26 protein-coding genes are annotated in these 23,467 nt (G+C 47.9%); 24 read left to right on the plus strand and 2 right to left on the minus strand.

Annotated features, from left to right (window positions below; all coding sequences use genetic code 11):
* The first annotated feature begins 13 nt into the window (after positions 1-13).
* The 18 genes from BN1044_RS02670 to BN1044_RS02760 all read left to right on the plus strand — a co-directional run bounded on the left by BN1044_RS02670 (position 14) and on the right by BN1044_RS02760 (position 17,189).
* Positions 14-835, plus strand: coding sequence for an SAF domain-containing protein (locus BN1044_RS02670; RefSeq protein ID WP_081329523.1), 822 nt, complete (start codon positions 14-16; stop codon positions 833-835).
* Positions 832-2,235 (plus strand): type II and III secretion system protein family protein, encoded by a 1,404-nt coding sequence (locus BN1044_RS02675; protein ID WP_072307440.1) that lies wholly within the window; start codon positions 832-834, stop codon positions 2,233-2,235. The genes BN1044_RS02670 and BN1044_RS02675 overlap by 4 nt, the downstream gene beginning before the upstream one ends.
* Entirely contained in the window at positions 2,232-2,726 is a 495-nt protein-coding gene (locus BN1044_RS02680) for a hypothetical protein (protein WP_072307441.1), read from the plus strand. Before BN1044_RS02675 ends, BN1044_RS02680 begins: the two co-directional genes overlap by 4 nt.
* A 12-nt stretch (positions 2,727-2,738) precedes the next feature.
* Positions 2,739-3,866 (plus strand): tight adherance operon protein, encoded by a 1,128-nt coding sequence (locus BN1044_RS02685; RefSeq protein ID WP_072307442.1) that lies wholly within the window; start codon positions 2,739-2,741, stop codon positions 3,864-3,866.
* Positions 3,867-5,147 carry a TadA family conjugal transfer-associated ATPase gene (locus BN1044_RS02690; RefSeq protein ID WP_025801730.1) on the plus strand — a complete coding sequence of 427 codons (1,281 nt, stop codon included), beginning with the start codon at positions 3,867-3,869 and terminating at the stop codon, positions 5,145-5,147.
* Between the two features lie 3 nt (positions 5,148-5,150).
* On the plus strand, positions 5,151-6,023 hold the full coding sequence (locus BN1044_RS02695) for a type II secretion system F family protein (RefSeq protein WP_072307443.1): 873 nt from the start codon (positions 5,151-5,153) through the stop codon (positions 6,021-6,023).
* The gene (locus BN1044_RS02700) at positions 6,023-6,862 is read left to right on the plus strand and encodes a type II secretion system F family protein (protein WP_072307444.1); all 840 of its coding nucleotides are present in this window, start codon (positions 6,023-6,025) and stop codon (positions 6,860-6,862) included. Before BN1044_RS02695 ends, BN1044_RS02700 begins: the two co-directional genes overlap by 1 nt.
* Positions 6,849-7,586 (plus strand): tetratricopeptide repeat protein, encoded by a 738-nt coding sequence (locus BN1044_RS02705; RefSeq protein ID WP_072307445.1) that lies wholly within the window; start codon positions 6,849-6,851, stop codon positions 7,584-7,586. Before BN1044_RS02700 ends, BN1044_RS02705 begins: the two co-directional genes overlap by 14 nt.
* Positions 7,586-8,077: a TadE/TadG family type IV pilus assembly protein gene (locus BN1044_RS02710; RefSeq protein ID WP_072307446.1), complete on the plus strand. Its 492-nt coding sequence runs from the start codon at positions 7,586-7,588 to the stop codon at positions 8,075-8,077. The genes BN1044_RS02705 and BN1044_RS02710 overlap by 1 nt, the downstream gene beginning before the upstream one ends.
* Complete coding sequence (gene tadF, locus BN1044_RS02715; protein WP_081329524.1) at positions 8,040-8,627, plus strand: tight adherence pilus pseudopilin TadF; 588 nt, start codon at positions 8,040-8,042, stop codon at positions 8,625-8,627. The genes BN1044_RS02710 and tadF overlap by 38 nt, the downstream gene beginning before the upstream one ends.
* Positions 8,628-8,974: 347 nt before the next feature.
* Positions 8,975-10,225, plus strand: coding sequence for a TadE/TadG family type IV pilus assembly protein (locus BN1044_RS02725; protein WP_072307448.1), 1,251 nt, complete (start codon positions 8,975-8,977; stop codon positions 10,223-10,225).
* Between the two features lie 368 nt (positions 10,226-10,593).
* Positions 10,594-11,136, plus strand: a complete 543-nt coding sequence (locus tag BN1044_RS02730) for a hypothetical protein (RefSeq protein WP_025801741.1) — start codon at positions 10,594-10,596, stop codon at positions 11,134-11,136.
* 53 nt (positions 11,137-11,189) lie between these two features.
* The gene (locus tag BN1044_RS02735; protein WP_072307449.1) at positions 11,190-11,705 is read left to right on the plus strand and encodes a hypothetical protein; all 516 of its coding nucleotides are present in this window, start codon (positions 11,190-11,192) and stop codon (positions 11,703-11,705) included.
* Positions 11,706-11,721: 16 nt separating this feature from the next.
* Entirely contained in the window at positions 11,722-14,286 is a 2,565-nt protein-coding gene (locus tag BN1044_RS02740) for a TcfC E-set like domain-containing protein (protein WP_072307450.1), read from the plus strand.
* A complete protein-coding gene (locus tag BN1044_RS02745; RefSeq protein WP_072307451.1) occupies positions 14,273-14,986 on the plus strand; it encodes a hypothetical protein in 714 nt (237 codons plus the stop codon). Before BN1044_RS02740 ends, BN1044_RS02745 begins: the two co-directional genes overlap by 14 nt.
* Before the next feature lie 3 nt (positions 14,987-14,989).
* Entirely contained in the window at positions 14,990-15,883 is an 894-nt protein-coding gene (locus BN1044_RS02750) for a hypothetical protein (RefSeq protein WP_072307452.1), read from the plus strand.
* A gap of 13 nt (positions 15,884-15,896) precedes the next feature.
* Positions 15,897-16,409 carry a hypothetical protein gene (locus BN1044_RS02755; RefSeq protein WP_072307453.1) on the plus strand — a complete coding sequence of 171 codons (513 nt, stop codon included), beginning with the start codon at positions 15,897-15,899 and terminating at the stop codon, positions 16,407-16,409.
* 144 nt (positions 16,410-16,553) lie between these two features.
* Positions 16,554-17,189: a helix-turn-helix transcriptional regulator gene (locus tag BN1044_RS02760; protein ID WP_072307454.1), complete on the plus strand. Its 636-nt coding sequence runs from the start codon at positions 16,554-16,556 to the stop codon at positions 17,187-17,189.
* Between the two features lie 64 nt (positions 17,190-17,253).
* Here BN1044_RS02760 and BN1044_RS02765 read toward each other — a convergent pair whose 3' ends face one another.
* Together BN1044_RS02765 and BN1044_RS02770 are read right to left on the minus strand one after the other, a co-directional pair.
* Positions 17,254-17,754, minus strand: coding sequence for a YqhG/Tai3 family protein (locus BN1044_RS02765; RefSeq protein ID WP_072307455.1), 501 nt, complete (start codon positions 17,752-17,754; stop codon positions 17,254-17,256).
* Positions 17,755-17,848: 94 nt separating this feature from the next.
* Positions 17,849-19,183: an AppA family phytase/histidine-type acid phosphatase gene (locus BN1044_RS02770; protein ID WP_072307456.1), complete on the minus strand. Its 1,335-nt coding sequence runs from the start codon at positions 19,181-19,183 to the stop codon at positions 17,849-17,851.
* Positions 19,184-19,582: 399 nt separating this feature from the next.
* Here BN1044_RS02770 and eutS point away from each other — a divergent pair, with 399 nt between their 5' ends.
* From eutS to eutM, 6 genes are all read left to right on the plus strand, one after another.
* Positions 19,583-19,918: an ethanolamine utilization microcompartment protein EutS gene (eutS, locus tag BN1044_RS02775; RefSeq protein WP_025801761.1), complete on the plus strand. Its 336-nt coding sequence runs from the start codon at positions 19,583-19,585 to the stop codon at positions 19,916-19,918.
* A gap of 2 nt (positions 19,919-19,920) precedes the next feature.
* Positions 19,921-20,382, plus strand: coding sequence for a EutP/PduV family microcompartment system protein (gene eutP / locus BN1044_RS02780; protein WP_072307457.1), 462 nt, complete (start codon positions 19,921-19,923; stop codon positions 20,380-20,382).
* On the plus strand, positions 20,382-21,131 hold the full coding sequence (gene eutQ, locus BN1044_RS02785) for an ethanolamine utilization acetate kinase EutQ (RefSeq protein WP_072307458.1): 750 nt from the start codon (positions 20,382-20,384) through the stop codon (positions 21,129-21,131). The genes eutP and eutQ overlap by 1 nt, the downstream gene beginning before the upstream one ends.
* Positions 21,132-21,168: 37 nt before the next feature.
* On the plus strand, positions 21,169-22,023 hold the full coding sequence (gene eutT / locus BN1044_RS02790; protein WP_072307459.1) for an ethanolamine utilization cob(I)yrinic acid a,c-diamide adenosyltransferase EutT: 855 nt from the start codon (positions 21,169-21,171) through the stop codon (positions 22,021-22,023).
* On the plus strand, positions 22,013-23,065 hold the full coding sequence (gene pta, locus BN1044_RS02795; protein ID WP_072307460.1) for a phosphate acetyltransferase: 1,053 nt from the start codon (positions 22,013-22,015) through the stop codon (positions 23,063-23,065). The genes eutT and pta overlap by 11 nt, the downstream gene beginning before the upstream one ends.
* Positions 23,066-23,139: 74 nt before the next feature.
* A complete protein-coding gene (eutM, locus tag BN1044_RS02800) occupies positions 23,140-23,433 on the plus strand; it encodes an ethanolamine utilization microcompartment protein EutM (protein WP_005189879.1) in 294 nt (97 codons plus the stop codon).
* Positions 23,434-23,467: the final 34 nt, after the last annotated feature.

Raw genomic sequence — 23,467 nt, forward strand, 5'->3', positions numbered from 1 at the left:
TTAGGACATCTTAATGAACCATCGCATGCTTTTTTTTCTTTCAATAATTGTTATTGCAGTCGGAATCGCCGGTATTTTTGTGCAAAAGCAAACGCCAGAGATCGCTGAGGTGAAGTCTGCGCCTCAGACAAGTCATACCATCATGGTGGCTGAAGCCATAAGGGAGCTAAAACCTTATGACATCTTAGATCGTGATGATTACAAAATAACGTCGATTGAGATTTCCAAAGAAAGCAAAGATCGCCGTGATATTTCCTCATTAGATAACGGAGATCTTCAGGGATACTTAATTAGACACAATATTTCAAAAGGCAGCATTATTTTACCTGAAATGGTGGAGTCACCGAAGAGTCCAACCTTCTCAGCTCACTCACTGAGAAGCAATGAGACACCTTATAGCTATAAAATTAAGCCGGAGGACGAATATCTTCTTTCTTCTCTTTCTATTGGTGATGAAGTCTCACTCTACATCCGATTAGTTGAGGTTGATAAAAGCAAAAAAAATAATGTGGGTCTGGTGACTGAAGGCAGTAATAACCCAGACAAAAACATGAAGCGCTATGCAATTAGCCGCGTGATGGGGCCCATCTCTATCGTAGATATAAAAAAAACACCTAAAGCCGTCAGCAAAAGCTATAGCGGGGATGATTCGGTCGGAACCGTGGTATTGAGATTAGACAGTCAACAGCTGGCTGAACTCAAGGTCGTTGAGAAGGCAGGTGAAATTCTATTATTCCCGTTTGACGAATATGAGAATGAGAACAACCAAAAAATAAGAATGGATGAAGTATTGCCCCAGTTTAATTCCGTTAAAGAGTTGAGAGGTGGAGAGTGAGTTTTTGTTTAACAAAGCAACACGATAAATACCCAAAAATAAGACGAGTAAATTCAAGAGCGCTATGGCTGCTGGGCGTAACGGGTTTATTTCTCTCCTATTGTGCGCATGCTCAAGAGGTCTACATGGAGGCCGGAGAGTCTCAGGTTATTCAAGTCGACGGAAATATTGACACGATTTTCATCTCTGCGCCTAAAGTGGCCGACTATGAAATTATCGGTGACCGAGGCGTGATGGTTTATGCCAAAAGCGATGGTCAAACCGATCTCATTGCCTTTGATAAAAATGGTGACCAGCTCATTAAAACCACGCTGGTGGTTGACCCCATTTTAAGCGCGGTGCAAAAAAAAGTGGGGCAGTTGGTACCGGATAGTCAAATTTCGATTCAAAAAGTGGGCAAAACCTACATTTTGAGCGGAACCGTGGCCACAGAAGAAGATCGCGACCGTGTTTATCAAATTGTGGGTGAAGGCGTCGGCGCTAAACGCACGGCGAATAAAAAAGATGTGCCGAGTATGAGCGGCGGCAGCGCGGGTGGAAGCGAAAACAGCAATGCCTGGCTTGATGAGGTGGTTTATCAGGAGGTGATCAACAAGTTAAAACTGCCGATCACCAATCAGGTCAACGTGAAGCTCTCGGTCGTCGAGGTGACCAAGACGTTTAGCGATAACGTGGGCATTGATTGGGGAACCATCAGCGGAACCGGCGGCAATATTACGCCCGGCACGTTCCGCTTTGTGAAATTCAACGCCGACACGCTGAGTTCGCTGGTGCATGCCATTAGCAATGACTCGGTGGCTCGCGTGCTGGCTGAGCCGAATCTTTCCGTATTATCGGGCGAATCCGCCGAGTTTCTGGTTGGGGGGGAGGTGCCGGTGGTTACCAGCTCTGCCAATGGGTCCAATGTCCAATATAAGGATTTTGGTATCAAGCTCAACGTGGGCGCCAAAGTTAGCAGTAGCAAACGTATCCGCGTGACGCTGGGGGAAGAGGTCAGCAACGTGGATAGCACCTACAGCACCAACGCCGGCGACTCGTTCCCTGCATTCCAAACGCGTCGGGCAAAAACTACCGTTGAACTTGCCGATGGAGAAAGCTTCCTACTGGGCGGGCTTATCAGCAATAACGAACGCGAAGATCTCTCGCGCCTACCGTTTATTGGTGATGTACCGATTCTCGGCGCGCTGTTTAGAAATGCGAAAACCGAGCGCACACGCGGCGAACTGGTGGTGGTCGCCACCGTTAACCTGGTTAAACCCGTCACCATGCGCGACATCGTTTTGCCAGATTTTCAACGTACTTCAACGCTTGCCCGTTTTATGAATTTTGAAGGCATCAGTAATTTACGCGATAGAAAACTTGCTGAAGGCTTTGTCGAACAGGGAGGATTTATTAAATGAGGATCTCACCTCTATTCCGTTGTGCTCTTTTATTCATGGCGGTGGCATCGTCTGCCAGCTGGGCTAGCCAATTAGAAAAGCACGGTTCACCACAAATAACTGAACAGGTCATTGCGCTAACGTCAAGCGACCAAATTTCTAAAGAAATTGCGGTGGGCAAAATTATTAATCAAGCCAGCGGTGGGTTTAACGGTTATATCCGCCTTGAGTGGTTTGATGATGATTTTTCGACCACCGCCAAGCAGGTGAGACAAGATCTGATTACCAAAGGCATCACGCCGGAGAGGATCTCTTTAGCCTATCAGGGCGGCGGCTATCGCACTCAAGAAGCCTCGGGTATTCAGGTTCATATTCAAAAAATTACGCTGCGTTTACCTGAGTGTCGCTATATGACACAGAATTATAAGTTTGATCTTTATGATGATACGGGATGCGCCATTAACAACAATCTCGCTTCCTCACTGGTTAGCCCATACAAATATTATTTCTGAGGAAGAGCAAATATGCTGTTATTCCCACAAAAGGACGATGTTAAGTCAGCGCAGAATGAGAAAGCATTTTATGTTTTATCCTCGCGCAAGGTCATTAATGAAGAGCTAAGTCAATTATTGCGATTAGCCGGTTTTAATCAGGTCACCAGCGTCCTGCAAGATTTAGATTCAAGCCATAATCTGGCTATTTCTGAAAAAGACTATGGCATCGTTATTGATATTGGGCGTCAAGAGTATATCGATAATATTGTGCCCGCTATTTTAGCCATGGTGCCGCGTGGCGTATGGTGCTGCGTGGTTGGTGACAGCGATTCTATTATGCTGGCACAGGCGTTCTTGCGCGATGGTATTCAATATTTCAATTTAAACTCTCAGCGTGAGCTTTTTGTTCAGTCGGCTATTTCGAGTACTAATCTAAAATCAATGCGCTGGGCGGTCAGCATTAGCATATTGGGCTGCAAAGGTGGGGTAGGTAATAGCGCTATTGCCTACCAGACCATCAGTAATATTGTGCAAGCCAAAGAAATGCCGTCGCTCTTTGTTCAGGGCGCGGCCGGTTCGCGCGACCTTGATTTGCTTACGGGCAAAAAAATGGTGCAGGAAATTGTGGCTGGGCAAAAGAATCTTGATCTTATGAGCAGCAGCAGCTCGCTATATCCCGATCTCTCATTAGATGGCTTCCAAAAATATAATTTTGTGCTGTTTGAAGAGGCTATTAATACCGCCAATAAAGAGACGCTACGCCAGCTGGTTGAAAGTTCCTCCTGCCTAGTTTTAGTCATGGATCGTTCAATGGCATCAGTGCGGGTTGCGCGCGGCATGATCGAAGTCGTCGAGTCGCTTAATCGCTCCCAGCTGGCACCGCGTAGGCTATTTATATGCCTAAATGACAGTCGACCATTCAGCATGAATATGTTGAGTATTGAAGATCTGCAGTCGCTATTAGGACGACCAATGGATGTGGTGTTTCCCTATAACAAACAAAAGGATGGTATCACGCGTTTTGCTGGCCTAAATCGCAAAGTTGCGCCTATCGACCAACTCACTCGCTTAATTCTCGGCGGGGCTCCGGTCCACAAAGGATCGATCATCCATCGATTGATGAAAAATGGCCTGCTGAAAAAAAGTCAGGTGGCGTAAATGGACATCAGCGTTGAAATTCAAGAAGCACTGCGCGATGGCGTATTACAAAATATCGAGATTAATACCATTGAAGCATTAGTAGACGATCGTATCCAGCTGCTAGCTGAAATGAATCGTGTGCTGGAGCGCGTGGCTGAACAGCAAAATATCTATTTGAATTCCCAAAACCAAAATAGCTTTGCTGAAATGATGGCGGATGAAATCCTTGGCTATGGTCCATTGAGGCCGCTGCTGGAAGATGAAACCGTCAGCGATATTTTAGTTAATGGCCCCGAAAATATTTATATCGAACGAGCGGGTAAGCTGGAGCTCACAAAATGCCGGTTTATTAATAATAATCAATTAACCGATATCGCCAAACGGTTGGTACAAAAAGTAGGTCGCCGCCTCGATGAAGGACGACCGTTGGTGGATGCGAGGCTACATGACGGCAGTCGATTAAACGTTGCGATCCCGCCAATAGCGTTAGACGGAACCTCTATCTCTATCCGTAAATTTGGTAAAAGCAATATCGAGCTGTCCGATCTTATTCGGATGAACGCCATGAGCGGACAGATGGCTAACTTCTTGATCATCGCCGCGCGGTGCCGGGTCAATATTATTATTTCCGGCGGGACGGGCTCGGGGAAAACCACGCTGCTCAATGCGCTGTCGAAGTATATCGATCCCAGTGAACGCATTATTACCATGGAGGATGCGGCCGAGCTGCGCATGATGCAGCCCCACGTTTTAAGAATGGAAACGCGCTTGGCGGGGGTTGAAAATACCGGCCAAATTACCATGCGAGCGTTATTAATTAACTCACTCCGCATGCGTCCCGATCGAATAATTGTTGGGGAGTGCCGTGGCGAAGAGTCCTTTGAAATGCTTCAGGCAATGAATACCGGGCATGATGGATCTATGTCTACGCTGCATGCGAATAACCCTCGTGATGCCATTTCCCGCTTGGAGAATATGGTGATGATGGCTGGAATGAATATTCCCATGGAGTCAATTCGCCGCAATATTGTCTCCGCCATTAACATCGTTATTCAAGTATCGAGATTAAATGATGGTAGCCGAAAAGTAATGAACATTAGTGAGGTTATGGGGATTGAAGGCGATCGCGTAATTCTGCAGGATATTTTTACTTTTCAAAGTCAATCTGACCGTGACGAAAATGGAAAAATTAAAGGTGAGTTTATCAACCATGGTTTGTTAATGCGTTCTACCGTGATGCGTAATGCGGTGATGTTCAACGTAAGCGATGACCTAAAGCATATATTTGGCATGGAGTGAGAAATGTCGTTTCTGATTCTATTTATTGGTTTGGTGGTTTTTGGTCTTAACTTTTATAACTGGCGAAAGCTGACCAAGATAGCCGCTAAAAGCACGTTTAATCCCAGACAGTATCTTGTATTTAGCTATATCAAAAATACGTGGCAAGAGTGGAAACTCTATGCGCTGGGAGATTACAGCCTAAAAGGTATGAAGGGCGGAATCATTGCCTGTGGGCTGCTGCTGGTCTTGCTGTTTCTGAATGCCAATTGGCTACAGTTTGACGTTTCATTTTTTCTACCCGTGACGTTGATCGTGATGTTTATTGCCCAGCTGAGAATTGGACGCAGCCTGCATCGGCGCTATTTCGAAGATCGTTTCCCAGAAGTGCTATCGGTGGTCAATGCGGCGGTATCCGCTGGGAACAGCATCCATCAGGCATTGCATCGCTGTGGCGAAGGCATTGATGGCGACTTAGGCGCGACGTTTCATCGCATCGATCGTCGTTTGAATCTTGGAGAAGAACCCGAGCGCGTTTTTAATGACGCGTGGCAAAACTATCGCTACCGAGAGTTTTATTTCTTTGTGGTGGTGATGCTGGTGAGTTTGCAACACGGTGGGCAGCTGCGCACTTTAATTGGCCGATTATCGCGGATTGTGAATAACAGCAAAAATATGGCGCGCCGTAAGTCTGCTATGACCTCAGAGGCCAGAACGTCGGCCAAAATTGTGGCATCTATTCCACTGCTGTTTTTCTGCGGCATGAAATATTTCAGCCCGCAAAACTTTGATTTTGTGGTTCACGATCCCGTTGGTCGCCTGATCCTTTATTACGTCATTGCCAGTGAGGCGATTGGCATGATCATTATCTGGATTCTGTTAAGAAGGGCGCTCTAATGACGATGCTTTATTTAACGATGCTGCTGCTCGGTATTTTGCTGGTGCTGGTGGCTATACGCCAACAGCAGCATTGGAAGAAACAGCGAGAAATTATTGAGCCGAGAAAAGAGGGTAAACAACAGAATCAGTTTTCTACTATCGACTATCGTGCGTTGATTATTAGCAATAGCCCTTGGCTGACATTTCTCAATGAATTAGAGAAAAGCCTACCGCTCAAAGCGCGCATTTGTGGCGCTATTGGTGGCGTATTGCTGGTTCTAACGGTTATCGGTGTTTTCTCTATCAGCATGAAAGCCTTAGCCATGATCATGTTGTTTGTATTCATGATTGTTTTGGTGCTACCGGCCATGATGTTGAATCCGGCGATTAATACACGAATCAAGTTAATGATGGATGCGCTTCCCTATTTCGTCGATTTGATCGCCGTATGTGTTCAAGCGGGGATGACGGTAGAAAGCTCGGTGAAGTTTATTGCCGAACGCTCTGATGATCTGGATAAAAATTTGGCCGATTTGATGTCGCATTTAGTCAGGCGCGCCGAAGTGAGCGGTTTAGAAGAGGGACTCATGGATCTTTATCGCTCAATGGATATGACTGAAATGCGTATGTTTTGTGCCACGCTACAGCAGAGTGTTCATTACGGAACGTCGCTGTATGAAAATTTGATGGAGCTATCGAAAGATATTCGCGATATGCAGCTGCTGAGCTCAGAAGAAAAAATTGGCAAGCTATCGGCCAAGATGAGCGTACCCCTTATTCTTTTTATTATGTTCCCTATCACTATTTTAATTGCCGCACCAGGTATTCTAAGGATTATGCAAAATGCACATTTCTAAAAAAATCACGATGGGACTTTTGTGTGTCGTCTTATTAAGCGGATGTGTGCAACGAGCACCAACTTCTACCAGTGATATGAATTATCAAGAGGATATTCTACTTAAGGCAAAAAACTATAATGGTTTAATTAATCTTTATCGTAGCTGGCTGAAGAAAAAAGAAGATCCGGCTGCACGTCTGAAGCTCGCACGTTATTACTACCAGTCAGGTGATTACAAATCGTCGATCTATTTTATGCAGCCGCTATTTAAAACGCCGGACCTGAATGTTTATACCTTGCAGGCGCAGAATATGATCGCCTTAGGCGATTATCCTCAGGCCATTCGCGTCACTGAAAAAATGTTGCAGCGCGAACCTCAGAGCGCCGAAGCCTATAACCTCAAAGGGATCGCGCTGGCACAGTCAGGCAAACTAACGGAAGGCTTAGCCGCTATTGAGAAATCACGCAGCTTATTCATTGCGGACGATGTTGCTATTAACAATATGGCGATGGTGGCCATACTGGATCACCGTTATCAGGATGCGGTGAGTTTACTGCTGCCACAGTATTTACGCGGGCGTAAGCAATCTCAACTGCTGCATAATCTGGTTTTATCTTTGGTTAAGGTTGGCGATCGGCGTTACGCCCGAGACATTATTCAAAATGAGAGTTTATCAGAGAAAGGCGATGAATTAATCGATGCGTTGGCCATGATTAATCCCGCAGAAAAAGGGTTAGGATAATGAAACGATGTAGACATTTTGTCAGAGATAATAAAGGCGTCGCCTCCATTGAGTTTTCTTTAACGGTTATATTATTTATCGCCTTGGTCCTGTTTGTCGCTGAGATTGCCAGGATGGCCTATATATCCTCAGTGATTGATTTAGCCGTTTCCGAAGCCGCCAAGGAATCGAAAAATGCTTCCGCCTCCGATAACGGGGGCTATGACAGTCGCTTTCAGGCACGCATCACACAACAAGGTGGTGCGATATGGGGATTTCTGACACGTCCTGATGCCGTTACGATGGATATTACCTATGCTGACTCAATTACCGACATGATTAATACCGGTGGCAATACAGGAAATTCTCGCTATAAGCCATTGGCTCGCTATCAGTTGGAATATAAATATACGCCAATGTTTTTTCCATTCCCCGGATTTTGGGTTAATAACTTATTAAATAGGGAGGTGATCTTTGTTCAAGAATATGAACGTTCCAAATTTATGGACTGATAAACGCGCTGCGGTTTCCGTCGAATTTGTTCTTATCTCTATTGCGCTAATATTTTTTATTTTCTTTCTCACCGATCTGGTGGTTCGCCAGGCAACGGTCGGGAAATTAGACCGCGTGTCCTATTCGGTTGCCGGTATTTTGCGTGAAAGGATCCAACTGTATGACGCCAGAGAAACGCTGAATCAGCAGGATGTTGACGCAGCCGCTGATTTGGCGAAAAAAATACTCACCGATATGAATAGCACTATCGATCTTTCTCAAATGAGCCTGCACGTTGAGGAGATGCATTTTGAAGACCCCATTCGTCTTGGTGATGATAGAAAGCAGATCAAACTGTATAAGTCGTGGGACAGCGGCAGTGCGGGGCAATGTTTACCACCGCAGCCGCTCAACCAACTTCAGCAACTTACGCCGCGTGGTAGTTATGGGCGATGGGTGCCGTTGTATCAGGTGACCGTTTGTTTGCCGACGTTTAGCTGGTTTACGCGTTTAACGTCGACGGAAGAAACGCCCATGATGTCTTCATTCGCCATCGTGATGCTGCGATAGATGATGCGATACGGACTTTTATTTAGCCTGCTGCTGTTGTTTCTTCCGGTTAATGCGGCAAAAAATCAGGCGGTCATTTTTATTGATTCATCGAAGGAGCGCCAGCAGGCGTTAATTGGTGAAATAAACTAAATGCTTTTTTACAGCCCAACGCTGAGAGCCAAAATCAGTATTAATGTTTTCGATATAAACCCTGATGGGCCCGAGTTTATCGGTGAGATTAAATATATCCATGACCGAACTGGGCGTGCTGTTGCGCAATATCGTCCGGGACCGTTGCCGTTTTTAATTTGCCAAACGGGGAAGAAAGTCAGCAGTCGTGGAACCTTAAATACTAAGGAGCAACTATGTTTGTGTACCAACCATTGTTAGCCAGTATCCGACGTTTTAAACAGGATCGTAGTGGGGCATTTGCGATTAGTTTTGTCATGATGTCTGGTTTTTTACTTAGCATGGCGGCTTTTGGGCTGGAAGGATCGCGCTATATTACCGAGCGTGCGCGTCTTTCCGACGCGATGGAGCAAGCCGCTCTGGCGTTAACCGCAGAAGATAACGGCGACGGCGCACAGCGAAATTATGATCTATCGAGTGACTATTTTCGTGCCTATATGCGCCATGACGTTGACGTGTTTAAACCTACCGTCATTGTGAAAAGCGGTGTTTCACCGAATAATCAAAATCTCTCCTACGTGGAATATCGCGTCAGCGGGCAGACTTTGCAGGATTCTTGGTTTTCTTCTACTTTTTTTCCTAGCTTTGACGATCGGGTCGTTATCGGTGACAACGGCGCTGCGCGTAAATTTCGTTCAAACATGGACGTAATTTTTGTGACCGACTTTTCCGGTTCGATGAATGACGGGTTTGGCGGCAGTAATAAGCTGACCGAATTAAAACGTATTGTATTAAAGCTGTCGGATGAACTGTTTTCCTACAACATTGACAATAAAGTGGGGTTCGTTCCTTTCGGCTGGGGAGGAAAAGAAGGGGCGAACTGTGATTTTCCATTTGTCAGTAACGGTCCGGTGCCTTCGAATATACTTTCCAACGGTAATTACAAAGCGCTGGAGCCCTATGTGAATATAGCGGGCAGCGTGGCGGCGATCCCTAGCCCGGTTCATGATATCCAAATTCCGCTTTCAGCCGTGAACGCCAGCACATGTCTACAGCAAAGTTCTTCGTGGAAAGTTCCCCTGACCAGTAATCCTAGCGAAATTAATCAGATTAATAATATGACAGCCTCCGGCGGCACCTTGGTGAGCTCTGGCGTGTTGCTCGGGGTCCCTTATTTAGCCTCAGGGACAGCTTCGAGAAAAGTGATGGTGATTGTCTCTGATGGTACCGATGATCCTAGCAATGTTTATATCACGCCAAATCTGATTAAAGCAGGCATGTGCGATAAGATCCGGCAGGTGCTAAGTACGGACGAATCGGTAGGGAAAATTTCATTTATCGGGATCGCCTATTCACCTACCGTTGATTGGAAAAGCTGCGTAGGTGATAAAAATTTCTATCTCCCTCAAACTATTAGCGAGTTAGAAGACGACTTACGACGCGCCGTATTTGAAGAGGTTGGGCATAATATTCTTAAAGATAATTAAATTTCATCTTAATTCATCTGTCTTACTTTTATCGCTTTAATTACTGCTGAAGCTTTGTGAGGAAAAGTGAGGTTTTTTTCAAGAATAAAACTAATCCATTCCGTAAGCTTGCTTTCGTAATATAACGACGCTGATACGAACTAAAAGGTAAATGTGTAATAAGGAGTATTACATCGCAACGTTAAATTTGAAGTTGATCGTTTATTTAATGACGCGTAATGCCTTTTTTTAAGTATTGTCATCTGTCTATTACGCAATGAAACAGAATAGAACGGATAAATATTATAGCTGGAAGGTGAGTTATTTTCCTGCGAGGTATTGCTCTATCTGTAAAGAGGCATTTTATATAACAAGGATTTAATTTTTAAATGAAAACCAAAACTATGTTGTCTGTATTGGCCGGTCTCGTGATGTCTGCTTCTGCAATGGCTTCTACGCCTGCCAGCTATGATACCAAGTTCAACGTTAGCGCCAACGTTCCTGATAGTGCAACGATTACCGATCCAGGTGGTCGTCCTATTACTGATATGGACGTAGAGCTGACGCCAGCGGCATCAGGCTACATGGAAGCACAAACCACGGCGTTGAAACTCTGGAACAACGACGTGACTAAGCTGGAAGTCGCGCTGACCATGGATGATAGCCAATCTGTTACCGGTGATGCGTTTACCCTGTATAGCACTCAGGGCGGCACGCTCAACGATATGACCTATAAAATCAGCAGCATTACTTCTGCCGGGAGCCAGGAGTTCGCTGCATCGGGTGATTCCAAAGATTTTACTCTGAATGCAAACGGTACTCACGGCGAACTGCCAGTGATGTTTAAATTTGTCTCAGATAAAACCTATGATTCATTAGGCCAAGGTCATTACACCGGCGTTGTATACGCTAACGTCAATGCCAAGCCTTAATCCTCTTCATTAAATCAGGCCAGGGCCAGCATTATGCTGGCCCTGTTTAAAACATGATTAAAAATAACTGTGCCGCCGGAATTATTGCCGTGCTTTTGTTATGGAGTCAGGCAGCGTTTTCTGTACCCAATTCGCAGGTTGATTTGGATGTCACCGCTGAGTCGATAGCAAGAATCGCCTTATATTATGAAGATAAGCCGCTCAGTGGTAAAGAATTTGACTTTCCACTGCCTATTAACGGCATCTCGCAAAAGTTTGAAAAAACGTCGAGCTTTTTTCACCTAGTGGGGAATGTGAATAATGCTGAAATTGTCTTTTTAGAAAAGCAGTTTGTTCTCCCTCAGGTGTTTGGAGGCAATACTCACATTAATCTTGATGGTAGCTTTATTCACCAAGGGATAGAAACCGACGCTACTAAAAATCTACGCGTGCCTGTTTTAAATAATATTAGTCAGGCCACCACGGCGAACGGCGTAAAGGTCAAATTTATTTCTGAACTGTTAGCCGGAAATTATACCAAGGGTAAATACGCAAACACCTTTACATTAATTGTAATGCCTATTTTATAGATAGAGACAGAGAATAATGAATAATAAAATAACTGCCAGCATTGTTATTCTTGGTGTCGGTTTTGGCTGTGCATTTACTCCGCTGATGGCGTCTTCTATTCCGCTTCCTGCCGGCTTTGAAGACATTTTTAATGCCAAACAAAGCGGCGTGCTTGATATTATTTATGCAGACTCATCCATTGGTTCTATTGGCGTAGAGTTCGACCAAAACGATGTTTTGTTGATGTCGCCGCAGGTGATTGTCGATCAAATAACCGCCGTGGATATGCCCGCACTCAGCGTGTCCGCCGCTGAACTGCTCAAAAAGCTTTCTGTTCCGTTACGTCGGGTGAATAAGCAAGGTTTTTCACAGGATGAAATTGTCGCCACGGTCAATGAATCGGATGCGTCAGTGCATCTGATATTCCCCGGAACGTTGTTTAAAGCGGGCGATAAGGGCTATGACAAAACCTATATTCCACACCGCAGTCTTGCCGGTTTTGTGCATAGTCATAATCTGAATTACCTGTCTGATACCTATGGCGACAGCCTAAGTCTATCTTCCAACGATACCTTAAACCTCACCGGTAATAGCTATGTGAAAGGCGCATGGAGTTATTCCAAAGAGATTGATTTTAATTTGGATGAATTGGCGCTGTATCTCGAGCATGAAAATACCCGTTTTAAAGCGGGGCGTCAGCGGTTAAGCGACAATCTGGTGTCCAGTACGCCGTCGGTCACCTACAGTTTTTTTAATCCTGTCAGTTTTGATGGTATATCGCTGGGGTATATGACGGATAACTATCTTAACCCCGGCGACGGTGCCGCCTCGCCGGTGACCGTCTATTTGCCGCAGGCCGGTACGGTTGAGGTCTATCGCAACGGGCGTTTAATCGATCTGCAGCAGTTTCCCGCCGGTTTGCAGCATTTAAAGACTGAAGGGTGGCCATCTGGCGGTTATGACGTTTTGCTGGTGTCTAAGCTGGTGAACGGCAGCCGCGAAGAGAAGCTACAGCCTTTTCTTAAACGTAATGGGTCGTTTCGCTCCGGTGATTTGGAGTATGTGGTTCAGCTCGGGCGCTATGACGATCATCAGGGGCAGTTTTCGTCGAATCGCTACGCCTGCCGCCATTGTGACAAAGATGACAATGACCCCAATCAAAACGGCAGCCCGAGCCACTTTGCCGGCGTATCTCTGGGATATACCACTAATTCTGTGATGTCTTTGGGCAGTGGATTTCTCCTTGATAACGAAGATGGTTATGCCAATGCCAGCCTAGATTTGCCCATTAATAGCTGGTTTGCCGAACGTCTTTACGCCGATGGCGTTATGGGCGCAGATGGCAGCACCGGCTATCAGGTTGGGTTGATGAAAAATCTGTATGCCCTGAGTATGAACATGAGCTACCGCGATAACCGATTTAAAGGCGATGAGCAGGATTATCACCGCTATGGTTTGGTTCCCGCCTATGATTTTGAATATCTGCAGTTCGGTGCCAATACGTTTTTACCTTGGAATATCGGCCTAGGCGTTAACTTCGGCTTAAATACCCTGTATCAAGACTACGGACGACAAAATAAAACCGAATTTGAAAGCTGGGATGTAAATTTAAATCGCGACTTTACGCTATCGGATTATCTTAATTTACGCGTCGATCTGGGTTATCACCGGGGTATTAATGAGCTGGTTAACCGTTACTCTCATAACAGCACCACGGAAGACAAAATTTTTGCTCAGTTTACTCTCGGTATGCGTGAACGCAGCTATAACCACTATCAATCGCTTTATTTACGTTCGCGGATGAGCGATGAGGGCAGCAAACAAAATATCTACAGCGCCGACTATTCACTTAATTTAGATAATCCAGAGTTCGATCGCGGTGGGAAATACACGGTTAATGCCAGCGTTAATCACGGACCAAACAGCGAAAATAATAGCGGTGCAGGCATCGTTATGGACAACGATTATGGCTATACCTCAGTCGGCGTCTCCAAATCATTTGGTAATAACAACTATAGCCAACAATACCTTTCCCAACGTAGCGGGTTTGCTATTGGTGACGGTGAGTTCGGATACGGTAAGGTCGACAATACCGCGGCGCTGATTGTGGATGCGAGCTCGCTACCTGAAGACCAATATTTTGAAGTGCGTAACCGCAGTAATGAACCGGTGGTGGTTGAAGGTGGCAAAAAAACCACGCTGACTATTCAGCCATACCAAAAGATTTCACCGAAGGCTGAGCAGGTTTACACCACCGATACCAACGCATTTTATAACCTTTCTACCCAATCATCTTCAACCTGGGCCATGCCGGGGCAGGTCTATCACGTCAAAGTGAACGCCACGAAAAATCAGACGGTCACCGGGCGCTTATATCTCGACGGTGTGCCATTAGCCAATGCGCGCGTGGTGGGTGGCAACGCTATGACCGATGCTGAAGGCTTATTTGTGGGTGACTTCACGTTAGATACCGATAGCCAGTTAGATAAGTTGAAGGTGAATAAAGAAGGGCAAGGCTATGTATGCCCATTAAATAGTTCGAACGTCAAAATGACTCAAGGCATTATGCAAATACGTGAGGTTAATTGTGAAACTGAGTAAATTGGCAATTCTGCCAGTGGGTATGGCTTTGCTGATGACTGCGGGATTCTCGCAGGCCATTGAAGTTTTTCCTATCGTGAAAGAAATTAAGCAAGAAACGCCGCGTGATAATTTTATTACCGTTAAATCAATGTATCGCGCGGTGGATAGCGTAGACGTTAATAAGTCAGAAAATAAAAGCTATGAATTTGTCACGCTGGAGCTATTCCATATTACTAATCCAGGCGACACCAAGGAAAATAAGGTGAAAGAGCTCGGGGCTCAAGATCCGACGCTAGTTTTTTCACCCACCAAACTGATTATTCCCTTTGGCGAAGAACGCAAAGTGAGAATTATGCCGCTGAAGCCGGTTGAGCGCGAAACCGTATATCGCCTGCGTATTCGGCCAAGTTATCCAGAGCAAGAGATGGATAAAGGTAAGGTGCGTTTTGCTATCGGCTATGACGTTTTGCTGCGTTATTTGCCCGAAGGCAAGCGGACTCAGGGGCTGGCGGTGAGCTGTAGCAGTAATGAGTGGACGTTGACGGCAACGGGCAACGTGCGCAGTGAAATGCGTGATTTAGTGATCGATGGGCGTAAGGACAAAGCCATATTCAATGTTTATCCAGAGCATTCGCGCACGCTGGCGGTGCATAACAACTTGGCATTTAACATGGATGGCAAACTTTATACCTATGAAAAGTGCCAGCTTAAGGAGTAATTCATGAAATCTCCGGTGTTATTTGCCGCGTTGCTGCTACAGGCAAGCAGCGTGATGGCGGGCGCTTGGGTGATTCAGCCCCAGCCGAATGGCGCGATTCGTATGCTGCATGAGGGGATCGGCGATGCGAGCGGAGCGGATACGCTCACAGTGCGTCAGCCCGCGCATAAATCGCTGACTTTACTGGTTTCTCCTGCGGGCGGAGGACGCTGTGAGGGGGGCGATCTGGTGCTCGGAACCCTGCATTTTCCGCTGCAGCTTTTTATGCAGGAACGCCCCGTAGTATGTGGCGATCTGGTGCAATTTTCAGCTCAGCCGAACGAAACTCGGGTGGGGGTGCGGGCGGTAAACCGCAGCGTTAAAGGGGAGCGCTCATTCAGCGAGTTTGGCGCGTTTCCACGCGTGCAGGTAGGTAACATCAGCTTTAACGTTGAGGGCGATAGCGATGGCGAAAATTACCCTATCTATCTGGATCTTACCGCATTACACACTGAAGCAGTCACCATTCAAGCCTCTTTTGATAAGCCGGCACTGTCGATGGGTTTAGTGGGCGAACTCAACGACGCCACGGCTAACGCGCGCTTGAAGATAGCTAAAACATCGCAGTCCGGCGATGAGGCACTGCCTTACATCCTAACGTTCGAGTCTACGCAGCAGCGTGATAATCACTATCAGCTGCGAGCGTCGAAAGGCGCGATGTCGATCCCGTATCGAATAAGCATTGACGGAAAAGAGATAGCGCCCGGTTTTCAATATCGAGGAACCATACCCAGCGGCACGGCAACGGTGGATTGGGTGGATATCCAATTTGCACTGAGCGGTAAATCGACCCGTGGATTGGCCGCGGGAACACGGCTGATTGATACGTTGACGGCTGTTATTACGCCAAATAGTTAAAAGGAAAAGCGACATGAAATATTATTTAGCGCTGAGCCTCGCGGCAATGTCATTGACGACGGTAAGCAGTTCACAGGCTGCGATCTCGGTGAGAACCAGCATCGATGTGCAGGCTGAAATTAGCACCAGCGTGCGGGTCTATGTGGCGGGAAACGATGTCACCAATGGCTCGATTAGCCTGAAGCTCAACGATAAAAATGGCTATATGTACGGCGTTACGCCGGCATTTAACTTTGTGGGAAATGCCAGCGCAGTCTCTCTTTCATTGAATACGCCAGCAGGGAATCTGCTGGTAGGGGATAACGGCGATACCATGCAAATTAACCCCGCATGGATCCGCGTGAATGGCGGTGAGGTTTCAGCATCATATCCACTGAATAATCAGGTTGTTTATCCGACTGTTCAGGATATTCCCGATCCGTCTCAGGGCGTAAAAGTGCAGTTTACCTCGGCTAAACGCAGTGAAACGTATCCACTCGGCACCTACAGCGGAACGTACGAAGTTATTGTAACGCCATCCGTATAGTCCTATCAGGGCATTTAATGATGCTTAAATGCCCTGATAGCGGTCATCAGATATTTATTATTGAATAGTAAAAGCGATGAGACTCATGCGATAGGGGAGTTGATTGAATGTGGATGTCGCTTTTATTTTATCGGGGCTTCTTGAGTGATAAACATCTTTTTTGATGATAGGAATGAATATTATAAATTTGGGCTGCTAGGTTTATTACATGAGATTATAGAACTTCATACCGATCAAAAAATACATCTATTAGGCTCAGAGAAAAAATTAACGCGGGCTGATATTATTATTCGCGCCTATCCCGCAGGGGCAGAGACATTATGTCACCCAGAGCTGATTGAACGTAAGCAGGGGAGCTTATTGGTCGGAATTTATGAAGGGGATATGCAGACGTTAAACTCATCATTAATGCCGAATTGCTTTGATAATACGATTTTTATTCATCGAACAGAGCCGATAAAACGGTTGATGAATCGAATTCTGTTTGCATGGATGCGTGCAAAAGTAAAAGTTGATGGAAGAACCGGCTGTCGGAAAGGGTGCCGCGACTGCAAGTCGGTAGAGCTTTCGCTGCAAGAGATAAAGATCATTAGCTATATTTCTCACGGGTTTACCATTGCACGCATTGCGAATATTTTGGGTTTGAGTGTGAAAACGGTGAGTGCACATAAGCGCCGCGTGATGCGAAAGTTTAATATCAGAAGCAACGTAGAATTAATCACGCTGTGCAAAGTGACGCTGCAAATAAGCAATCACTCCAAAGTGTGTTTTATTCCTTAGTGCGCAGATAATGATATAGGACTCCCGTCCCCAAATAGGGGGCGGAGGTTTGTTGCATAGAGTGTCACTCTGTGGGTATTGTTGCGGCATAGGCTTTTGCTGAAGCGATTGCTCGGTCGTCGAAAATGTATTGCTCCGTATTGCCTGAAATATTACGGACACGATAAATTTTCCATTTTCCATCTTCTAACCGGAGATAAACCTCAATTTTAATATGTTTCGTATCCTCTATTCCGAGCCAGACATCAACCACTTTCCCTCCCATAAAATCTCTAGCATGGCCAACTTTTAATAGCGGTATCCATTCTGGCGCATAATCCTGCGTGTAGGTAAAATAGTCAGATCCCGTTATCTCCTGCTCGCGAATTGCATGAATTTCCGTGAGTCGCCGTGCGGTATCGGCGGCAATGTAGTCGTGAGAAACTGATGAGTCATCCTTTATCTCCGATGTGTTTTCGGCATAAGCACGAAGGTATTTTTGATAAAAATCCTCAGTACGCTTTTCAGCGCTTTGATGCACACAGCCTGAGATAAAAAAGCTAAAAAGCAGGATTAAAAGGCGCATTAGTCTTTCCTGTAAATTATGTGGGGTGGTTTATGCGAGCGATAGCCTGGTCCGCCCCACATATCTCGTTGCTGAAAGTCAGAGTAAAACTAAACTATTGACACTCCGCCAATTCATTTTGTTTCGCCAGACGAGTGAAGGTATCTAGCGGGCAATATCCCTGCGCGGTTTGATCGTCACACCCCGGTATTTTTAGCGCCACGCTGCCCGCAGGTTCATCCAGCGTGAGTGGGGTTTGATTACGCAGCTGTGCCAGCGTTTGATACATCATCTGTACGCTCACGTATTTTTTACCCGCTTTATCTGACCAACGTTCAAAAACTAAAGCGCCGCCGGGAGGCGTGTTATCCGGCTGGCCGGGGAGTGTCCACGACAGGCCGAGCATGCCTGCAATATTGGCAATGTTGGTGTCATGCCCTGCCAGAAACAGGATCTTGTTATCCGCTGATAACTCGGGCAATTCTCGCGTGCCCGTTTGTGAGTTGATTGCACTAACGATGGTTTGTAATAGCGGTGTGCCGTTATGTTTGGCGATATAAGGCGTGCGTGACATCAAATCAAATTGCGCGTTATGCAGCGCCAGCAAAGCGTTCCAGTCTTGCTCGGAATGGATCTTTCCCCACGCGGCATTCGGCATGCCCTGCGCATGTTCAAGCAGGAAAATTTCGGCCAGCGTTGACGATAAACCTACGGCCCCGTCGAGTGCCACTTTATTACCGTCGTCTTTGATTGAGAGCTTGCTTGGCATGGCCTGTGCGAAGTCGCAGGTTTGGTCTGCGCTATGTTGCTGGCAGTACGCTGACTTTGGAAAATTCAGCACGCGGCTCATTAGCGCCAGTGCAGGGCGATAGTGCTGGTTTAGCTGAGCTATGGGCATACCGGCCTGTTGTTCGACGGCCTGCTGTACCTGTGTTTTCTCCATGCTGCAGACGCCCGCTTTCACCGGATGAAATAGCGGATCGGCCTGCTTGATGTCTTGCTGATGATGAATACTCAGATGGCATTCAGGTGCGAGCCCCGCCAAAAATGCCTCGCCTGTTTTACGCGTGCGCTGATCGACGTCGGCCCAAACATAGACATCATTCGCGGTCGGACAGCGATCTTTAGACAGGATCCCTAACTGCTGAAATGTCTGTCGATAAAACCCGCCCATCAGGCTCACCAAATGCTCGCCTCTTGGCGTGATATACCCCAGTTTGACCGGCCATTCAGGCCAAGCATCAGGCGTAACGTCACGCATGGTTTGCGTCATTTTGGTCGGGGCGCGAACGCCATGTCGGCTGAGGATAACCACTTTCTCAAGCTGATAGCCGGAAGGCACGGTTTCGCTGGCGTAGCTCGTCGTGGTTAGGATGCTGGCGGCGATCAGTGCCAGAGGTATGCGCTTTAGCAACCGAGTGGGGCAGTGCGTAAACAGAGAAATTGTCATTTATCGCCTCTTAATTTTCGAATTGTCATGTCAGTCATTGCGGCGTGAAAAACGCGTTTACAAGGAGCCGATGCCGAGCATAGGCCGCATGCGAATCACTATACGCCAGAAGAGAAAGCGAGCGGTGCGCCAGCGCGAGTTTTACGTGTGACGGTGAGGAAATATTTAACTCTGGTTCAAACCTCTGGCTCAAAACCCTCCGGTTGTGACCCACTTCAACCTTTCTGTTTGTGTGCCGATTTTTGTTATTCCCTTTTTATTATTGCTGCGAGGATGACTTCAGATGAGTGGGCGCTGCCGTTAGGTTAACCCCCATAAAATGATACCCATCACTTTATGGGGCTGAACATAGCCGTTGTAGCTGCAGCGGGGATCGGGCTTAAAAAAACAAGGGACACAATGGAAAAGGAACGGATTATTCAAGAGTTTGTTCCCGGTAAACAGGTGACTCTGGCTCATATCATTGCGCATCCCGGTGAGGATTTAGCCAAAAAGATAGGCGTCCCCGGAGCCGAAGCGATTGGCATTATGACGCTAACGCCGGGTGAAACCGCAATGATTGCCGGCGACTTAGCAACCAAAGCGGCGAACGTGCAAATCGGTTTTCTCGACCGCTTTACCGGTGCGTTAGTGGTTTATGGCTCGGTCGGTGCGGTGGAAGAGTCACTACAACAAACGGTCACCGGGCTGGGCAATTTGCTCAACTACGCCGTGTGTTCGTTGACACGGAGCTAACGATGACGCGCGCTATTTTTGTGGGCGCGGTCGGCGCCGGGAAAACCACTTTATTTAATGCGCTACAGGGTGATTACGCGCTGGCCAGAAAAACGCAGGCCATTGAGTTTAATAACGAGGGCGATATTGATACCCCTGGTGAATATTTTAGTCACCCACGTCTCTATCACGCGTTAATCAATACGTTAGTTGAGTGCGAATTGCTGATTTATGTTCACGCCGCCAACGATCCTGAATGCCGCATTCCAGCAGGGTTACTGGATATTTATCCGCGCTTACAGCGCGTTGCCGTGATCAGCAAAGCTGATTTGCCCGATGCAGATGTGGCAGGCGCAAAACAGATGCTGGCAGAGGCCGGATTCAAGCCTCCGATGTTCGTGGTAAACAGCCACTCGAGCGACAGCCTAGACGAGTTTAAGGCATTTTTGACCGCACAATACGGTCAGGACAAAAGGGTTAAGTGATGAAAAAACTGATCACGGCGAATGACATTCGCACCGCACAGGTTCAAGGCCAAAAGAGCATCAATATCGTTTTAGCCGACTACATCGTCACGCCAGAGGCGCGGGTGGTTGCCGAGCAGCTCGGGGTTGAAATTATCGAGCAATTAACCGCGGCACCTACAGCGCTCACATCTGCGGCAAGCACCGCCACGGATGTGCCAGTCACTGCGTCGCAAGCGGGCAGCTCAGCCGCTGAACGCCAGCGTATCCGCGAACATATCTTAGCCCAACTGCCGGAAGGCAGCGTGACGGAAACACTCCTCGCGCAGCTTATCGAAAAGGTACAGCAAGAGCAGCGTGCGCAGAAGCAGCCAGCGGCTGCATCAAATAGCGCCCAGCCGAGCTTTCGTTCTGTGACGGGTAAAGGCGGGGTCAAAGTGGTGGATGGTTCTTCGGTGACTTTTGGCCGTTTTGACGGGGCGAAAGAGCATCAGGTGGGGCTGACCGACCTGATCACGGCCCAAGACGGCAGCAGTATGGCGGCGGGGTTCATGCAGTGGGAAAACGGTTTTTTCCCTTGGACGCTGAACTACGACGAAGTTGACATGATTTTGGAAGGCGAACTGCACGTCCGTCACCAAGGCGAAACGCTGGTGGGTAAAGCGGGCGATGTGATGTTTATCCCGCGCGGTTCGAGCATCGAATTTGGTACTACCAGCCATGTGCGTTTTCTTTACGTCGCATGGCCCGCTAATTGGCAGGAATGCTAAGAGCCTACTGGGATAGGCCCTAAGCAGGGGGACAATTATGACAACTTTTATCACTGAAGACTGGTTACGAGCCAATCATACCCTGAGTGAGGGAAGTGAAATTCGTTTGCCGTCAGATAGCCGCATGACGCCATCGGCGCGTGAGCTGATAGAAGGGCGTCGTCTGTTGGTGAAATTTCAGGATGAGCAAGGGCGATTATTTGTCGCAGCGTCGCTAGATGAAGATAAAGCGCAGCCTGAGCTGCAGCCGGTGCATGGGCTGACCAGCCAAGATCGTGCTGCGGCGGCAAGCTGCGAGCTGTGTCATCAGGCCGTAGTGGATAAGCCCGATACGCTGACACACCTTAATGCACAGGTCATGGTTGCTAAAAACGATCCACGCTTAGCCTTTCGCGCTCGCTTGGATGCCAGTATCGCCACCGCCGTCTGGCTGCAAAGTGAACTGAGCGCGATGGATTCGGCAGCCCACTGGCTGGCTGATATTCGCTCGCTGCTGGGTAACATCATGCGAGCTGATGCTTTAGATATTCCCTTAGCGGCACAGGAGATTGCAGGGCTAACGGCGGATGAGATCCATCGCTTATCGCATCAGCCGCTTAAATTCCTCGGGCACGATCATATCGTTCCCGACGTAAATCAAGGGCGCGACGTTGCGCTGCTGAATTTGCTGCGCGCCTCGGTGCGTGAAACGGAAATCACGGCGGCTAAGGTGTTTATCGGTGCTGATTATCATGTGCAGAAAGCCGATTTGCTGCAGGCGCTTAATCGCTTATCCAGCGCGGTGTATGTGCTGATGATCCTGTGCGTACGGCAAAACAGGCAGCAAGGTGAATGGCCGAGCGCTGAGCAGCTTAAACAATCGATCGCACGCGGAGGGGCTCATGTTAATTGATCGCTGCCGCCGCCTAGCGCAGAACCATCCACGGCGGGTGGTGTTCCCCGATGCGCTGGATAAGCGCGTGCTTGAGGCTGCGCACTATTTATTGCACCACGGTTTGGCTCAGCCCATTTTGCTGGCGAATCCCTTTGCCCTACGTCATTTCGCGCTGAGCCAGCGTTTAACGCTGGACGGCCTAACGGTGATTGATCCGCAAAGCGCCGATGATTGGCACCATGAGTTTTGCCAGCGCCTAACTCAGCGTTTGGGTGAGAAAACGCCCGCCGACTGCGCAGAGAAAATGCGTCAGCCGCTGTGGTTTGCCGCCGCGATGGTGACCGGTGATAAAGCCGATTTATGCATTGCCGGTAATCTCTCATCCACGGCTGCGGTATTACGTGCGGGGCTGCGGGTTATCGGACTTCGGGCGGGAACCCAAACGCTGTCATCGCTCTTTTTAATGCTGTCACCGCAGGGGGAAACGCTGGGATTTGCCGATTGCAGCGTGGTTCCTCAGCCCACGTCGGCACAGCTGGCGGATATTGCCATCAGCAGCGCGGCGACCTATCACGCGATTACGGGCGAAGAGCCTCGCGTGGCGATGCTGTCATTTTCGACCCGCGGCAGCGCCAAGCATCCGGCGGTGGCCTCAGTGCAGCAGGCGGCGGAGCTGGTTCGTCAGCGCGTACCTGCTTTAACCGTGGATGGCGAAATACAGTTTGATGCGGCTTTTGTGCCTGATGTTGCGCGGCAAAAAGCGCCGGATAGTGTATTAGAAGGACGTGCCAATGTGATGGTGTTTCCTTCGCTTGAGGCGGGAAATATCGGCTACAAAATTGCTCAGCGTTTGGGCGGGTATCGCGCTTTAGGGCCGTTGATTCAAGGGCTTAATGCGCCTATGCATGATTTGTCTCGCGGATGTAGCGCGCGTGAAATTATTGAGCTGGTGCTGGTGGCACAAACGCAGTGCACGTCGCCAATCGCGCCAGTCACAGCGAATAAATCAGTAACGCAGCGCCAGCCAGAAATGGCGGCATCTGCAAATGAGTTGATGTAGCCCGCGTTGCTGCATCAAGTGAAAACGTGGTTATAAAACCGGTCCCAACGGGATCTCATTGAGAGGTATATATCATGGAAGCATTAGGATTGATTGAAACCAAGGGTCTGGTCGCACTGATCGAAGCATCGGATGCCATGGTCAAGGCCGCTCGCGTTAAATTGGTGGGCGTGAAGCAAATTGGCGGCGGTTTGGTTACCGCGATGGTTCGCGGTGATGTGGCGGCGTGTAAAGCGGCCACCGATGCAGGCGCGGCAGCGGCGCAGCGTATCGGCGAGCTGGTTTCTGTGCACGTTATTCCACGTCCGCATGGCGATCTGGAAGAAATTTTCCCTATCAAAATGTCTGGCGACAACCCGCTGGATTAATCGATGTTCGCGTGACGTCGTCATCTGACGTCAC

The sequence above is a fragment of the Hafnia alvei genome (assembly GCF_900095695.1).
GTDB lineage: Bacteria > Pseudomonadota > Gammaproteobacteria > Enterobacterales > Enterobacteriaceae > Hafnia > Hafnia alvei_B.

Excerpts from the sequence above, each read along its gene's own strand:
- BN1044_RS02695 (WP_072307443.1), top strand. The coding sequence starts at position 5,151 with ATGTCGTTTCTGATTCTATTTATTGGTTTGGTGGTTTTTGGTCTTAAC.
- eutS (WP_025801761.1), top strand. The coding sequence starts at position 19,583 with ATGGAAAAGGAACGGATTATTCAAGAGTTTGTTCCCGGTAAACAGGTG.
- BN1044_RS02690 (WP_025801730.1), top strand. The coding sequence starts at position 3,867 with ATGGACATCAGCGTTGAAATTCAAGAAGCACTGCGCGATGGCGTATTA.
- BN1044_RS02765 (WP_072307455.1), bottom strand. The coding sequence starts at position 17,754 with ATGCGCCTTTTAATCCTGCTTTTTAGCTTTTTTATCTCAGGCTGTGTG.
- BN1044_RS02750 (WP_072307452.1), top strand. The coding sequence starts at position 14,990 with ATGAAATCTCCGGTGTTATTTGCCGCGTTGCTGCTACAGGCAAGCAGC.
- BN1044_RS02700 (WP_072307444.1), top strand. The coding sequence starts at position 6,023 with ATGACGATGCTTTATTTAACGATGCTGCTGCTCGGTATTTTGCTGGTG.
- eutT (WP_072307459.1), top strand. The coding sequence starts at position 21,169 with ATGACAACTTTTATCACTGAAGACTGGTTACGAGCCAATCATACCCTG.
- pta (WP_072307460.1), top strand. The coding sequence starts at position 22,013 with ATGTTAATTGATCGCTGCCGCCGCCTAGCGCAGAACCATCCACGGCGG.
- BN1044_RS02735 (WP_072307449.1), top strand. The coding sequence starts at position 11,190 with ATGATTAAAAATAACTGTGCCGCCGGAATTATTGCCGTGCTTTTGTTA.
- BN1044_RS02730 (WP_025801741.1), top strand. The coding sequence starts at position 10,594 with ATGAAAACCAAAACTATGTTGTCTGTATTGGCCGGTCTCGTGATGTCT.
- BN1044_RS02725 (WP_072307448.1), top strand. The coding sequence starts at position 8,975 with ATGTTTGTGTACCAACCATTGTTAGCCAGTATCCGACGTTTTAAACAG.
- eutQ (WP_072307458.1), top strand. The coding sequence starts at position 20,382 with ATGAAAAAACTGATCACGGCGAATGACATTCGCACCGCACAGGTTCAA.
- eutP (WP_072307457.1), top strand. The coding sequence starts at position 19,921 with ATGACGCGCGCTATTTTTGTGGGCGCGGTCGGCGCCGGGAAAACCACT.
- BN1044_RS02685 (WP_072307442.1), top strand. The coding sequence starts at position 2,739 with ATGCTGTTATTCCCACAAAAGGACGATGTTAAGTCAGCGCAGAATGAG.
- BN1044_RS02680 (WP_072307441.1), top strand. The coding sequence starts at position 2,232 with ATGAGGATCTCACCTCTATTCCGTTGTGCTCTTTTATTCATGGCGGTG.
- BN1044_RS02770 (WP_072307456.1), bottom strand. The coding sequence starts at position 19,183 with ATGACAATTTCTCTGTTTACGCACTGCCCCACTCGGTTGCTAAAGCGC.
- BN1044_RS02755 (WP_072307453.1), top strand. The coding sequence starts at position 15,897 with ATGAAATATTATTTAGCGCTGAGCCTCGCGGCAATGTCATTGACGACG.
- BN1044_RS02705 (WP_072307445.1), top strand. The coding sequence starts at position 6,849 with ATGCACATTTCTAAAAAAATCACGATGGGACTTTTGTGTGTCGTCTTA.
- BN1044_RS02740 (WP_072307450.1), top strand. The coding sequence starts at position 11,722 with ATGAATAATAAAATAACTGCCAGCATTGTTATTCTTGGTGTCGGTTTT.
- eutM (WP_005189879.1), top strand. The coding sequence starts at position 23,140 with ATGGAAGCATTAGGATTGATTGAAACCAAGGGTCTGGTCGCACTGATC.
- BN1044_RS02670 (WP_081329523.1), top strand. The coding sequence starts at position 14 with ATGAACCATCGCATGCTTTTTTTTCTTTCAATAATTGTTATTGCAGTC.
- BN1044_RS02710 (WP_072307446.1), top strand. The coding sequence starts at position 7,586 with ATGAAACGATGTAGACATTTTGTCAGAGATAATAAAGGCGTCGCCTCC.